Source organism: Robertkochia solimangrovi (assembly GCF_007279655.1).
In the GTDB taxonomy this organism is placed as follows: Bacteria; Bacteroidota; Bacteroidia; order Flavobacteriales; family Flavobacteriaceae; genus Robertkochia; species Robertkochia solimangrovi.
Map to the genome: position 1 here is coordinate 646,709 of NZ_QKWN01000001.1, position 14,982 is coordinate 661,690.

Annotated in this window: 11 protein-coding genes; 8 read left to right on the plus strand and 3 right to left on the minus strand. The window is 42.3% G+C overall.

Annotated elements, in window-relative coordinates; all coding sequences use genetic code 11:
* A complete protein-coding gene (locus tag DMZ48_RS02810) occupies positions 1 to 1,617 on the plus strand; it encodes a UxaA family hydrolase (RefSeq protein WP_143953570.1) in 1,617 nt (538 codons plus the stop codon).
* A gap of 65 nt (positions 1,618 to 1,682) precedes the next feature.
* Here DMZ48_RS02810 and DMZ48_RS02815 read toward each other — a convergent pair whose 3' ends face one another.
* Positions 1,683 to 2,702 (minus strand): LacI family DNA-binding transcriptional regulator, encoded by a 1,020-nt coding sequence (locus DMZ48_RS02815; RefSeq protein ID WP_143953571.1) that lies wholly within the window; start codon positions 2,700 to 2,702, stop codon positions 1,683 to 1,685.
* Positions 2,703 to 3,373: 671 nt separating this feature from the next.
* On the opposite strand from DMZ48_RS02815, the gene DMZ48_RS02820 reads away from it, so the two are divergent.
* The 7 genes from DMZ48_RS02820 to DMZ48_RS02850 all read left to right on the plus strand — a co-directional run bounded on the left by DMZ48_RS02820 (position 3,374) and on the right by DMZ48_RS02850 (position 14,005).
* Positions 3,374 to 6,475, plus strand: a complete 3,102-nt coding sequence (locus DMZ48_RS02820) for a SusC/RagA family TonB-linked outer membrane protein (protein WP_143953572.1) — start codon at positions 3,374 to 3,376, stop codon at positions 6,473 to 6,475.
* Positions 6,476 to 6,487: 12 nt separating this feature from the next.
* Entirely contained in the window at positions 6,488 to 8,098 is a 1,611-nt protein-coding gene (locus DMZ48_RS02825) for a RagB/SusD family nutrient uptake outer membrane protein (protein ID WP_143953573.1), read from the plus strand.
* Positions 8,099 to 8,251: 153 nt separating this feature from the next.
* Positions 8,252 to 9,256 (plus strand): DUF4861 family protein, encoded by a 1,005-nt coding sequence (locus tag DMZ48_RS02830; RefSeq protein WP_143953574.1) that lies wholly within the window; start codon positions 8,252 to 8,254, stop codon positions 9,254 to 9,256.
* Between the two features lie 23 nt (positions 9,257 to 9,279).
* Positions 9,280 to 10,494 (plus strand): glycoside hydrolase family 88/105 protein, encoded by a 1,215-nt coding sequence (locus DMZ48_RS02835; RefSeq protein ID WP_242009089.1) that lies wholly within the window; start codon positions 9,280 to 9,282, stop codon positions 10,492 to 10,494.
* A 9-nt stretch (positions 10,495 to 10,503) separates the two neighbouring features.
* Positions 10,504 to 12,492 carry a pectate lyase gene (gene pelA, locus DMZ48_RS02840; protein ID WP_143953575.1) on the plus strand — a complete coding sequence of 663 codons (1,989 nt, stop codon included), beginning with the start codon at positions 10,504 to 10,506 and terminating at the stop codon, positions 12,490 to 12,492.
* A gap of 10 nt (positions 12,493 to 12,502) precedes the next feature.
* On the plus strand, positions 12,503 to 13,252 hold the full coding sequence (locus DMZ48_RS02845) for a rhamnogalacturonan acetylesterase (protein WP_143953576.1): 750 nt from the start codon (positions 12,503 to 12,505) through the stop codon (positions 13,250 to 13,252).
* Between the two features lie 222 nt (positions 13,253 to 13,474).
* Positions 13,475 to 14,005, plus strand: coding sequence for a hypothetical protein (locus DMZ48_RS02850; RefSeq protein WP_143953577.1), 531 nt, complete (start codon positions 13,475 to 13,477; stop codon positions 14,003 to 14,005).
* Between the two features lie 77 nt (positions 14,006 to 14,082).
* Here the strand turns inward: DMZ48_RS02850 and DMZ48_RS02855 are convergent, their stop codons facing one another.
* Both DMZ48_RS02855 and DMZ48_RS02860 read right to left on the minus strand, forming a co-directional pair.
* Positions 14,083 to 14,286: a helix-turn-helix transcriptional regulator gene (locus DMZ48_RS02855; RefSeq protein ID WP_143953578.1), complete on the minus strand. Its 204-nt coding sequence runs from the start codon at positions 14,284 to 14,286 to the stop codon at positions 14,083 to 14,085.
* Complete coding sequence (locus DMZ48_RS02860) at positions 14,283 to 14,693, minus strand: hypothetical protein (RefSeq protein WP_143953579.1); 411 nt, start codon at positions 14,691 to 14,693, stop codon at positions 14,283 to 14,285. Before DMZ48_RS02860 ends, DMZ48_RS02855 begins: the two co-directional genes overlap by 4 nt.
* Between the last annotated feature and the right edge of the window lie 289 nt (positions 14,694 to 14,982).

Sequence of the window (14,982 nt, forward strand, 5' to 3'; positions counted from 1 at the left end):
ATGCGCAGAACATTGATAAAAGTACATCCTGATGATAATGTGGCCGTGGTATTAAGCGATCATAAAACAGGAGACCGTGCAGAACTGGATGGATCAGAAGTGATCTTTGCCACCGATGCAGATGCCAAGCATAAGATCGCTCTGACCGACCTGAACGCAGGTGATGAAATCTTTATGTATGGCGTGCTGGTAGGAAAAGCCGAATCGGATATACCTAAGGGCGCTGCCCTGACCATTCATAATGTAAAACACCAGAGTGCTAAGGTATCAGGAAAAACAGCTGATTTCATCTGGGATGCTCCGGATGTCTCAAAATGGGAGGATCGCACTTTTAATGGATATCACAGGCTGGATGGACAGGTAGGAACCGATAATGTTTGGTTGTTCTTTCCTCTTGTATTCTGTGAGAACAGAAACATCGAGGTATTAAAGGAGGTTTTCGAAAAGGAATTGTTGCATAAACAAGCAGACCGTCATCGCCTGTTATTACGATCATTGATCCATAACGGAGGAAATGAATTGGAAGATCAGCCTGAACCGGAAACCACGCCTGTTTTTGAAAATATTAAAGTGCGTTTTATTACCCATCAGGGAGGTTGCGGAGGAATTCGTCAGGATGCGGTTAGTCTTGCCAGATTATTATCCGGATATCTTAACAATCCGAATGTTGCAGGGGCAACCGTTCTCAGTCTGGGATGTCAGAATTTACAGGTGGATATATTTAAAAGCGCTTTAAAAACGATCAATCCCGATTTTCAAAAGCCTATACTTATCTACGAACAACAACAGGAAGGTACGGTTGACGGGATGATTTCGCGGATCATTAAGGATTCGTATGCCGAGATCAAGAAAGCGGATCAGTATGTAAGAGAACCTGCGCCATTGTCTAAATTAAAGATAGGTCTGGAATGCGGGGGATCTGACGGTTTCTCCGGAATTTCAGCAAATCCTGTACTTGGACAGGTTTCAGATATGCTGGTAGCCCTGAACGGAACTGCGATCTTATCTGAATTTCCCGAGCTCTGTGGAGTGGAACAGGAATTGGTGAATCGTTGTGTGGATAATGAGAAAGCAGAGCGTTTCCTTCAGTTGATGCAGGATTTTGAGCGATCTGTGGTCAATGCCGGTTCTGGATTTGATATGAATCCATCTCCGGGAAATATCAAGGACGGACTTATTACCGATGCGATGAAATCGGCAGGAGCCGCAAAAAAAGGAGGCACATCACCGGTGGTCGATGTCGTTGATTACGGCGAATATGTGAATAAACCCGGATTAAATCTGCTCTGTACGCCAGGAAATGATGTGGAAAGTACCACAGCTATGGCAGGGGCAGGGGCCAATGTTATTCTTTTTACTACCGGCCTGGGGACTCCAACGGGAAATCCTGTTTCCCCTGTGGTCAAAGTATCCTCTAATTCTGCACTGGCGGAAAGAATGCCTGATATTATCGATGTAGATACTGGCGCTGTGATCACCGGAGAGAAGAGCATCCAGGAAATGGCAGATGAATTACTTGAATATATAATTGCTGTAGCCAGCGGAATAATTGAGTCTAAGGCTATGCAGCTTGATCAGCATGATTTTATCCCGTGGAAACGTGGGGTATCGCTATAAATTTTGATGTAGTTTCTGGCAGATGAACCGTTTCGGGGATAGTTATATTCCCGAACGTTTGTCTCCTAATCGTTTTTGGTCGAGGATTTTCGTATCATCAGACTTGGGGAAAGTATAACCTTCTTCTCGATCTTCACGCCAGAATCATTCATTTGTTCCAAAAATACACGGGCAGCCATTTTGCCCATTTCCATCGGGTTCTGATCTACAGAGGAAATAGAGAGTTCCATAAATTTAGTGAAAGGTTCGTTACTGAATCCTACCACACTGAAATCTTCCGGGATGTTCACCCCTAGTTCTTTTAGTTTTTGGATCGCTCCCAGGGCTACGTAATCACTGGAAGAAAATAAAGCATCCGGTGGATTCGGTAATTTCATAAATTTTGTGATCGCATCTTTTCCCGCATCTGTATCACTTCGGGTCTGCATGACATATTCCTTTTTAAAAGGGATTCCGTATTCCGATAAGGCTTCTTTGTAACCTTCGAAACGATCTTTATAGATCTCCAATGCAAAATCACCGGAAGTATGAGCGATTCGCTTACAGCCTTGCTCTATAAGATGTTTTGTGGCCTGATATCCGCCATCAAAGTCATTGATGGTTACGGTACTGACCCCCGGAATATTCTTTTTACGGTCAAAAAAGATCAAGGGGATCTGCTTGTTCAAAACATTCCTGAAGTGGGAGGTGCTCTGAGTTACCTTGGTGATCGACATCAATATACCATCGATCTGGGTGTTCAAAAGAGCATTGATGGTATCCTTTTCCTTTTGTTCATCTTCGTGCGTCTGACAAATAATGGTATGGTAACCCATTGGGTCCAGTTCCTCTTCGATCCCGCGGATGATAGAAGCAAAGAAATTACGATCGATATAGGGTACAATGACACCTACGGTATTACTCTTACCACTTTTTAAAGCAACTGCAAGTTTATTTTGTTTGTAGTTCATTGCCGCCGCAGTCTCCATTACCAGTTTTCGGGTGCTTTCACTGATCTTTGGGTTGTTGTTCAAAGCTCTTGAAACCGTTGCTGCCGTAATGTTCAGCTTTTTGGCGATATCGTAGATGGTAACCTTCTCGTTCATATACTTGGCTAATATACAGGAGATTTTTCTCGCGTGCTAAAATATTAAAAATTGATGTTATCGATTACGCAATTATCTCAAAATGGCTCGAAAGTCAATAAAATCAATGTTTTGCGCAGTTAAATGTAATATTTTCTTACCACATTTCCTGTAAATATAATATGATAATGTTAAAAAAGACACTTATGAATTGATGAAATATCATTTTTTTACGATAAAAATTTGAATTTTGACACTTATTGTTTAGTTTCGTGCAATCGATTACACTAAAAAAGGGAGTATATTACAACCAACAGACATGAATCAACCAACACTGTCAAACCAATTTTTAGAAGGGTTTTCAACTATTCCGGTCACTGTTAAAATGACCGATCCTGAATTGGTACACAGCTGCCATTTTTTTCAAATGATTTTAATTGCCACGATGTTGGTGAGCCAAAACTCCAACTATATATCGGTTATGATCAATTCGCCTTTATCGGCAACCTTCCCCCGTTTTTTTTATAACATTTTTTCGAAATCGTTTGAGAAGATTTTAAAATACCCGTTTCATTGGTGTGGAATAGCACCAGTACCGGTTATCAGCAGTAACAATGTCGTCTATTTCTATCGATAATAAATACAACTAATACTACTACCTAATCTTAAACACTCAAATTAACTATCTGATTATGAAAATTAAAAAGTTACTTAAAAGATGGGAAAGGAGGATTCCAAAATCCTTTCTGCTTTTTGCCTTGTTGCTGGCAAATGCCATAAATGCGCAACAGGGAACAGTGGTTACCGGAACCATCAATGATGCCGCTACGAATACTCCGTTGCCCGGGGTTAACGTGATTGAAAAAGGAACATCGAATGGTACTACAACAGACTTCGACGGTAATTTTACACTGACCGTGGCCGACACTGGTGCTACCCTGCTGATCAGTTATCTGGGATTTAAATCTCAGGAAGTATTTCTGGATGGAAGAACCGTTATCACCTTGCAGCTGGAAGAAGATGCACAATCGTTGGATGAAGTGGTCGTAGTAGGATACGGTACACAGAAAAAATCTGACCTTACCGGAGCGGTTTCCAGTATGGATTCTGAAGCGCTTACCGAAAGAAGTTTCAATAACCCGCTGGAAGCTATTCAGGGAAATCTTCCCGGTGTGCAGATCAATCAGTCTACCGGTAGAATCGGTGATGGTTTTGACATCGTAATCCGTGGTAACAACTCATTGAATGGCAGTGGAGATCCTTTATATATTGTAGACGGAGTTCCTACCGATGGAATTGAATTCCTGAATCCTCAGGATATCGAAAGACTTGATGTATTAAAGGATGCGTCTTCCACGGCGATTTATGGTTCCAGAGGTTCCAATGGTGTTGTCATCGTAACCACCAAGAGTGGTGCAGGCGCTAAATCCGGATTAACCGTTTCCCTCGATAGTTATATGGGGATCCGTGAGGTGGCTCGACTACCAAAAATGATGGATGGACCCACCTGGTGGTACTATCATCAATCGGCTTACCTGGCTACCACCAATGGCGGGGATGCCATGAACACCACACCCGAGGAATTACATGATGCAGTCATCGGATCTGCCAATTCCTTACTGGAAGAAAGAGCGCTAAATAATGATACTTTCGATTGGTATGATGCCGTGCTTAAAACCGGACTTCAGACCAATAATTATGTAAATATCGCCGGTCGTGCTGAAAACGGACTCGGTTATAATCTAGGGCTCGGTTATCAGGACGAGACTGGTAATGTTGAGAACGAATCTTTGAAGAAATATTCCTTTAAAGCAGGTATCGATCATCAATTGAGCGAAAAAATCTCCACGGGAGCAAACTTTACACTTACGATGACACAACAGCAGGATGGTAGTGATGTCGCGATGCGTGAAGCATTTCGCTTGAATCCTTTCCTGACACCTTATGGATTAGACGGGGAATTATTTCCGTTACCGGGTAAACTGGTGGATGAGAATGGTGATTACCTGATCAATAAGACCAGTACCTATAATCCATTGCTTGAGATCGCCAATACTTCCGATGAAACCAGAAGATGGAATATAATCGGAAACATCTATCTCGAATATAAACCTTTGGAATGGTTGACACTGAAGTCGACCTATTCTGCAGGATATGATCACCGACGCAGAGGAAGAGCCTGGGGCGCCATGACGAACCAGGGAGTGAATAACAATGATCTGCCTTCTTCTTCTTTGGATAATTATGAAAATTTCAATTATACATGGGATAATCAGTTCAATGTGAATTATACACTGAACGATGCTCATACCTTTAATTTTCTGGGGCTTCAGAGTGTGTATTACACCCGCTCAGAATCATCCTTCTTAAGTTCAAGAAATCAGCCCTTTGATACGGGATTCTATAATATCGGTTCCGGTGAGCAGAGTACTTTCAATCTGGGATCTAACTATGTGAAATCAACGTTGAGCTCTTATGCCCTTCGTCTCAATTATTCCTATAAAGGAAAATATCTGATCACGCTCTCGAATCGATGGGATGGGTCATCGTTACTTTCTAAAAAGAACCGATGGGATTCCTTTCCTTCAGGAGCACTTGCCTGGAGAGTCAGTGAAGAATCTTTCCTTCAGGGTTCTGAAGCTATTTCAAATTTAAAGCTCAGAGTGAGTTACGGATATACTGGAAATAATGTGATCTCTCCATATTCTACGTTAAACGGACTCGATCAGCAAACCTATTATGATTTTGGAGGTTCCGTGGTCAATGGTTGGTTACCCTCCGATCTGGCGAACAGTGAATTGGGATGGGAAAAGACCCGTGAATTCAACTTCGGACTCGATTTCGGTTTTATGAGCAATCGCCTGTTCGGATCGATCGACATTTATGACCGATTATCTGATGACCTCCTGCTCGAGCAATCGTTGCCGGTAGAATCAGGATGGTCTACCATCAATGCCAATGTGGGCTCAGTGAGCAATAAAGGGGTGGAAGTAGCATTGACCGGAAGAATTATCAATACCGATAAAGTTTCCTGGGAACTAAGTGGAACCTTTACCGCTAACAATAACAGCATTGAAGAGATCTATGGACAGGATGAAATCGATGATGTGGGTAACGGATGGTTTATTGGAGAGTCTATCGATTCACAATATAACTATGTATTTGATGGGATCTGGCAGGCAAATGAAAGAACGGAAGCAGAATCGTATGGTCAGTCTGAAGGACAGGCCAAAGTGAAGGATATCAACGGTGATGGCGTAATCGATCCGGATGATGACCGGGTGATCCTCGGTTCTGCAGATCCAGACTGGACGGGAAGTTTATTTACCAAAGTGACCTTTGGTGGATTTGACCTTTCAGCCTCATTGATCACAAATCAGGGAGTTTTTGTTTATAGTCCGTTTCATTCAAATTTCACCGATACACGTGATCGCGGACGACAGAAACTGGATATCGACTGGTATGTTCCAGACAACACTGCGGGTGTGGAGCCTCAGTATTCGAACAATTATCCCCAGCCAAGAAATATGGGGACCTACTGGCGAAATGAAGGGGTGGGTTATTACAGAGATGCATCTTTCGTCAAGATCAAAAATATAGCACTCGGATATACACTTAGTCCGGCAGTGCTCGATAAATTAAAGATCAAGCATTGCAGGATCTATGCAAATGTTTTGAATCCGTTCGTCTTTACCGACTATGATGGTTATGATCCTGAATGGGCTTCAGCAGGCCTCGGGATCGGACGTGTCAGTTCGGTGACCTATCAATTAGGGATTAACTTAAAATTTTAATCAAAGATGAAAATGAAAAAAATATTATTCGCAACAGCAATCCTTGGAATTTCATTGACATCGTGTGATGATTTTCTGGAGGAAGAGAACCTTTCCACGGAAACCGCTGAAAACTTCTATACTACTGCTGAAGGATTTGAAAGTCTGGTTACCGCTAACTACTCTCAGTTGAGAGAAATATATGGAGATGAACCCTGGTTGTTCTGTGCCGGTACCGATATGTATGCGGAAGGCAGGGATCAGGAGCCCGTAGGGTTGAGTCAGTATTTACAACTCAATTCGGCCTCTGAAGGGGTAGGTCAATTATACAGTACTTGTTACCGCGCCATTCAGATCGCGAATATGGCACTGTATTACAGTGAACTGACAGAGTCTTTCGATCAATTGAATCAATATGTTGGAGAAGTTGAATACATGCGGGCCAATGCTTATTTTTTGTTGGTTCAGACCTATGGAGGCGTAGGAATCGTTACAGACTATATCGATAGTCCGGTACTGAGTTTTGACAGGAATACCGCACAGGAAGTATACGACCTTGTGATCGCCGACCTCCAGTCAGCGATGAACAAGGTAAGTAGTGGAGCTTTTTCAGGCCGTGTTACGAAAAGAGCTGTAGACCATTTACTGGCTAAGGTCTATCTGGCCAGGGCTTATGAGAGCTTCGGATCTTCATCTGACTTTCAAATGGCCGCTCAATATGCCGATGAAGCCATAGCGGGTCAGGGACTGAATCTTTCATTTCAGGATCTCTGGAGCCCCGGGAATGAATTGAATGAAGAAGTATTGTTCTCAGTGCAGTATGATGCCGGCTCCGTTAGTGCCGATCCGTTCAATCTCGGAAATCAGCAGTCGTTCTATTTCAGTTCTTATCTGGGAGGTTCTGAAGTTGCCGGTGATGCACCATACCGAAGCTTTAACCTTTGTCCGACCGATTATACTCTTGAGCTATATGAGCAGGGGGATGAGCGTTGGGAGGCCACTTTTATGACTGAAGTGTTTACCCGATATTATGATTATTTCGATGTTGATGACCATTCGTCATTGACCGTAGTGGATTTTTATGAACCGAAATGGTTTACAGAGCTGGATAAAACGGCCTATATCGCGGCACATCCCGATGTGACCTATCATGAATACGGAACTTATGGTGCCGATGATTCCACCGAAAACTACGGAACCATTCCTGTGAAGAAGTTTGATGACCCTTCCTCGCCTTTCGGTTCCGGAGGGGTTAGTACCCGGGATGTAGTACTTTCCCGATTGGGAGATACCTACCTTATCGCTGCGGAAGCCTATTTTCAATCCGGCGATGTTGCCACAGCCTTAAACCGGTTGAACGTAGTCAGGGAGCGTGCCAATGCAACTCCAGCTACCACAGGGGATATGAGTATCGGATATATTCTTGATGAAAGAGCCAGGGAGCTCCTGGGAGAATATCACCGATGGTTTGACCTGAAACGTACGGGAACCCTGATCGACAGGGCTTCGATGTACCATTACCTGATCCAGGCTTCGAATTTTGACGGTGCCAACGGAGAAAAGAAAATATTAAGACCGATCCCACAATCAGCGATCGATCTGAACCAAAACCAGGATTTTCCACAAAATCCTGCATACAATTAAATGTTTGTTCTTAGAGTTCCGGGTTAGAAATACCGGATGTTATTTGGAGTTAGTTAGCTATTCAGAACTTGGCGGAATTTTTTCCGCCAAGTTTATCATTTAGTGAAATATGATTAAATTCAAAATTCAATAATAAAATAAAAATCCATTTACATGAAAAAGTTACAAATTATAACAGCTGTTGGATTATTAGGGTTGGTGGCTTGTAAACAAGAGCCAAAAGCTTCTGCAGATAATAGTTCGGAGACAGTTACCGAAATGATGGCGGAAACCACGGCAGATTTGCCGAAAACCTATGCCGAGATCTCTATCAAAGAGGGAGGTGAATGGGTAGGACGTAAGTATGAAGGTGGAGATAAATTCGTGAATGTCGATTCCCTTACCGTCCCTGCAAGCCATACCGATCACTCTTACTATATACGCTATGAAGGTCCCGGATGGGAGAGCAATAAAATAGGATATCGTCTCTATCTCGACTGGAGAAATGCCATCGATATTTTCGGGAAGTTAAAGGAAGATATGATTCTGGATCAGGTAGGACAGGATAATTTTGATTCTTATCATGAAATGAGTGATTGGGGAGCAGATATTCTGAAGGCAGGAAAATCACTCGGAGTAGGATCCCTGGCCCGATTTTATGAGGGAGCCACAGTTCATTTTAACGAAGTGGATTCCACCAAAGCAAAGGTCGCCAATTATGCTGATCACTCTGCCGTGGATATTGCCTATTACGGATGGCAGACCCCCGAAGTGAAAACAGATCTTTCCTCCGAACTTTCGATCAAACCTGATTCACGACTTACCAAACATCATTTTGTAACCTCTGAACCTGTTGAAGGACTTTGTACAGGTATCGTGAAATTTGAAGGAATCGATCTTATTAAAAAACAAAGTGAAGATGGTAAATGGGCATGTATAGCTACCTGGGGAGAACAATCTCTGGTGCCGGATAAATTGGGGATGGTTGTCTTCTATCAGACCGATGAAGTTGACCGCATCCAAGATTCAGAATTTGATCACCTTATCATCTTTAAGCCCACTACTGAACCTATTACGTATTATCTGGCAGGAGCCTGGGAAAAAGAACCGGGTGGAATTACTTCTGCTGAAGAATTTGATACCTGGCTGAATGAAACGCTCAGCGAACTTTCAAAATGATATAAACTTAAAAGTGTAAAACTTTGAAGAAAACTTTTGTACTCGGACTACTACTAACTACACTATTCATTTCCTGTAAACAGGAGAAAAAAGAAACCGTAGAAAATTCGGAGGACGTGGCACTTGCCGTTCCTGTCGATCAGAAATGGTCAGACCGGATGGCCATGTCCATAATGAAAAGAAACAAGGAAGCCTGGATGATCGATCTTCGTGAAGATCCTAAGTGGGATTATGTACACGGGTTGGTGATGCTTGCTTTTGAAAAGCTTTATGAAACGAATCATGAGAAGGCATATTTTGATTATGTCAAGGGATATGCTGATGAACTTATCGACAGCTCGGGAGTGATCATTCGATATAAACTTAAAGATTACAATATCGATATGATCAATGCAGGAAAGATCTTGTTCGATCTTTATGATCTTACCGATGATCATCGGTACAAGACTGCGATGGATACGTTACGAAAGCAGATCGATGGTCAGCCGAGAACCGCTTCCGGTGGTTTTTGGCATAAGAAGCGATATCCGAATCAGATGTGGTTGGATGGCCTTTATATGGGAGCGCCTTTCTATGCCGCTTATAACACTCGATTTGAAGGGGGCGATAAACTCAATGATATCGCCAAACAATTTGAACTGATTCAAAAGAATGCCAGAGACCCGAAGACAGGTTTGTTGTATCATGGATGGGATGAATCCCGCGAGATGGAATGGGCCGATAAGGTAACGGGTACCTCTCCTAATTTCTGGTCGCGATCACTGGGGTGGTATGCTATGGCTTTGGTAGATGTTCTGGATTATTATCCGGATAATCATCGTAAGAAGAAAGAATTGATCGGTTATCTCAATGAACTTGCAGAAGCCTTGCTACCTTTTCAAGATGAAAGCGGACTCTGGTATCAGGTGACGGATATGGGAGATCGTGAAGGAAACTATCTTGAAGCTTCAGGTTCTTCAATGTTTGCTTATGCACTTGCTAAAGGTGCCAATAAGGGTTATTTACCGGAGAAGTTCAAAGACGTCGCCAATAAGGCTTTTGACGGACTCACACAGGAATTGATCAAGGTTGATCCGGATGGAGAGATACATCTCACCGAAGTTTGTGCCGTAGCGGGACTGGGTGGAAATCCCTACCGTGACGGATCCTACGAATACTATGTGAACGAAAGAAAGAAAGATAATGACCCCAAAGGAACAGGTCCGTTTATAATGGCGGCTCTGGAACTAAACCGTTAATACTTGGTTATGGCAGGGAAGCATTTTTTAAGGATTCTTTTGATCCTTTGTTTTACCTTTTTCCGGGTAGGAGCTCAGGATCCTGAATACACCTGGAAGGCACTGGTCTTTAAAAAGGATGCGACCTGGTTTGCTACCTCGGAAGCTGCAACAGTGGCTTCGAACCTGTTGTTATATCAACGGGATATCGGTGGTTGGCCAAAGAACATTCCCTTTCAGGAACCATTGCCTGAAGGAAAGAAGGAAGAATTGCTGAAAAAAAAGAAAGATCCCGTTGGGAGTACCATCGATAATGGTGCTACGACGACGGAAATGTACTTTCTTGCTCGACTATACAAGTCCCAACCTCAGGAAACATATCGCGAGGCACTGATTAAAGCACTGGATTATCTGCTGGAAGCGCAATACGAAAATGGAGGTTGGCCGCAGTTCTATCCACTGATAAAAGGCTATTACTCGCATATTACCTATAATGACAACGCCATGGTAAATGTCATGAAGGTTTTAAAGGAAGTGATGGATACAAAATCCTATTTCGGTGTTCCCATACCGGAAGATAGGGTATACCGAAGCAGACTGGCCTTTCAAAAAGGCGTGATCTGTATCTTAAACACACAATATGTACGTAATGGAGAACTCACTGCCTGGTGTGCACAGCATGATGCTACCGATCTGCTTCCTGCACAGGCCAGAGCCTATGAATTACCTTCCTTAAGCGGAAGTGAGTCTGTAGGTATTACAAGGTTGTTGATGTCGATCGATGATCCCTCGGAAGGGGTGATAAGAAGCGTTGAAGCCGCAGTGCGTTGGTTCGAAAAAACGAAGATCACAGGAATTCGTCAGGAATGGGTGAATACGGATGGCGTTAGAGACCGTAAAGTGGTTAAGGATCCTTTGAGCGGAGCCTTATGGGCAAGGTTTATGGATCTGGAAACCGATGCACCTTTTTTCTGCGACAGGGATGGGATTCGACGTAAGAATCTGGCCGATATCGGAATTGAAAGAAGAACAGGCTATGGTTGGTATAGCGATGCTGCGGTACAATTGCTGCAAAATTATCCGGAATGGAAAAATAAATATGCAAACTACGATCTGATCGTTGCAGCGGATGGCAGTGGTGATTATACGACTATTCAGGGAGCGATTGATGCCACAAAAGCATTCCCGCCTAAACGAATGCGTATTTATGTGAAATCAGGAGTCTATAAGGAAAAAGTAAGGATTCCGGATTGGAACCCGATGGTAAGTCTTATCGGTGAAGATCGGGAAAAGACACGTATCGTCTGGGGTGATTTTTTTGATCAGGTGGACCGGGGAAGAAACAGCACCTTCATGACTGCAACCCTTTCACTGGAAGGCGATGATTGTGTATTGAAGAACCTCACTATAGAAAATACGGCAGGGCCGGTCGGACAGGCGATCGCTTTAACGGTAAGTGGAAATCGCTGTTTTCTGGAGAATTGCAGTATGCTCGGAAATCAGGATACTGTTTATCTGACCGGTGAGAATCATCGTCAGTATTTCAAAAATTGCCGCATTTCCGGAACCACCGATTTTATTTTCGGTAATGCAACGGTTTTATTCGAAGATTGTGTCTTAGTGATTAAGGCCGACTCATATGTTACTGCAGCCTCTACCCCAGAAGGAACAGCGTATGGTTTTGTGTTCAAAGATTGTCAATTGAAAGCTGGTGAAGGGGTTGAAAAGATCGTATTGGGAAGACCCTGGAGGACCTTTGCTAAAACCGCCTTTTTATATTGTGAATTGCCAAAAGAGATCGCTGTGACCGGATGGAATGATTGGAATAATCAGGATGCTCATGTCCAGTCGGAATATCTGGAATTTGAAAATTATGGTCCGGGAGCGAATATCGGGCAACGACCGGAATGGATTCACCTGCCGGTAGATACGACGCTTACCCGCCAACATTTTAGTAAGGTGAATATTTTAAAGGATCGAAGTAATCCATTGAAGGCACTTTGGTTCGAAGAACTTTAATATGAGTCAAATGATCAGAATCAGGAAGCAAACAATACTCCTTTTAATGGTATTAATATCATGTACGGTCCTGCGGGCACAGGAAGTAACCTTATATACCTGTGGTGATTCTACGATGGCAGATAAATCTAAGCCAGAGATAAACCCTGAAAAAGGCTGGGGACAACTGCTTCCCGAGTTTTTTTCAGACAGGATACGGATAGAGAATCATGCGGTTAACGGAAGGAGTACCCGGAGTTTTATCGATGAAGGCCGATGGGAAAAAGTGTACAATATGTTAAAAAAGGGCGATTATGTTTTCATACAATTCGGTCATAATGATCAGAAGGATCAGGATCCAAAACGCTATACTAATCCCCATACGGCGTATCGTTACAACCTTAGAAAGATGGTTGAAGAGACCCGGGAAAAGGGAGCCACTCCTGTTCTGTTATCTTCCATCGTCAGAAGGAACTTTAACGAAAAGGGTGTATTGATCGACACTCATGGAGATTACCCTATGGAGATGCGTTTACTGGCACAGGAAATGGATGTATTATTCATCGATCTTCAGTATCTTACTGAAAAACTGGAGATTAAATACGGTCCGGAAGGATCTGCTAAACTTCATTTACATTTTGAACCAGGCGAAACCGACTATTATCCGAATGGAAAAAGTGATGATACACATTTATCGGTTACCGGTGCCCGTGAAATTGCCGGATTAGTTGTTAAAAAATTAAAGGAATCGGAGTTAAGCTTAAAAAATTATCTTAAATAAGCTAGTTTATTTTTTAATTTCGTAATTATTTTTAATTTTTGCTATCAAATTCTTTCCTCCAAACCGAAAATGCAGGTGAAGATTGATGTTTTGTAAACGCTTTTAAATGAAAGTGATACGAAAATCGATCGAAATTGAAGTCGTAATTGTAAACCTAATGTTGGTTACTGCAATTTGTAAGTAATTTATTACTATATTGTAGTTCCCAAAATCTCATTTGCTATGAGTAACCTGTATTTATTGCTCGGTTTCGTATTTGTTATGAGTGCCCTGTTATTTGCCTGGAGATCCAGTCTTGCATGTACAGGTAAGCAGGTAACATTCCTTTATTCAGGATTTACCAATCTTGAAAGATCTGTTTTTTTGCAGATTCTCCAGAATGTTTCAGAACGCTCCCGTGAGTTGATTGCCGGCCAATTGAGTTATTTTGAGGAGCGTAAAAAATGGCGTGAATATTATGAAGATCATATGATTCTTGAACTTTTCGGGGATCATGAATCACCTCTGCCGGATGATTTTAGATATGAGAACAAAGGGGATGTAAAGCTTTGTGTGGCACAATTCCGTGTAGAGGAGGAGATCTACGAGATGACGATTCGTTCTTATAATGGTCGAATCTGGGGTTGGAAGATCTATCCTAATCCTTCTTCCATTCAATCAGAAAAAGTGGAGATACTTGGTTCATTGACTTTTTTGGAATCCCCTGAAAGAGTCCATGTACCTTTGAAGTCGGCTACCCGGGTTAAGGTATGATCCGGTAATTCTTTCAGAGACAGATTCCAATAATTAATTCCAGAAGTTTAAGAAGTATTTGTATCATGCTTTTCAAGCTATTCCTGTTCCTCAGTGTATTCAAATATATCTTCGATGGGTTGGTTGAATAAGTTCGAGATCTTAAATGCCAGGGGTAAACTTGGATCGAACTTTCCTTTTTCAATCGCATTCACAGTTTGTCTGGATACCCCGAGAGCCTCCGCGAGATCATTCTGCGTAAAATCCCGTTCAGCGCGTAATACCTTTAGTCTGTTTTTCATGAATACCGTTTTTGATTGATCACGAGGGTTACGAGATAGGATATTCCCACCAACATTACTACTGTTGAAATTTCGGCATCTCCGGGAATGAGATTCGAGGTGTCCATCAGAGAATAGGCGAGTCCGCCAACAACGGCAACACCCAGTGAAATACCCATGGCATCCATATGTAATTTTCTTTGGAGTTCATCGAGATGACTAAGATGATTTCTGTGTGCAATAACCATCATTACACCCAAGATGAGGTTGATGATTATGGCAAGAGCTGTAATTATTTTATTGCCATTCCATAAAAATTTTGGACCAAATGATGCTAATGCTACTGACGCAACCCAGGAGAAGGTCCATAAGGCAAGCACCTTCGTGGATCTTACAATCCTTTCTTTTGCTGAATTTTGATTTTTCATTGTAAATGTTATTAGATAAAATGTTAAGTAAACTTTACACAAAGATAAATGTTATTTTTAAAATGTCAAGTGTTATTTACATTTTTTAAAAATATTATATCAGGAATGTCTCTAGTATTTCTACCTTCTGTGAAGAATGAGAAGCATGCTCATGTAGGGACGGTATAGTTTTAATAGGCTCCTTCTGCCTTGATAAAGCGGGTGCGTCAATTTGATCGCCATTCGTTAAACGATGAAGATTACCATACGGTGTACAAAAATTATATGGGCATAATGGGCCTGTGCGGAC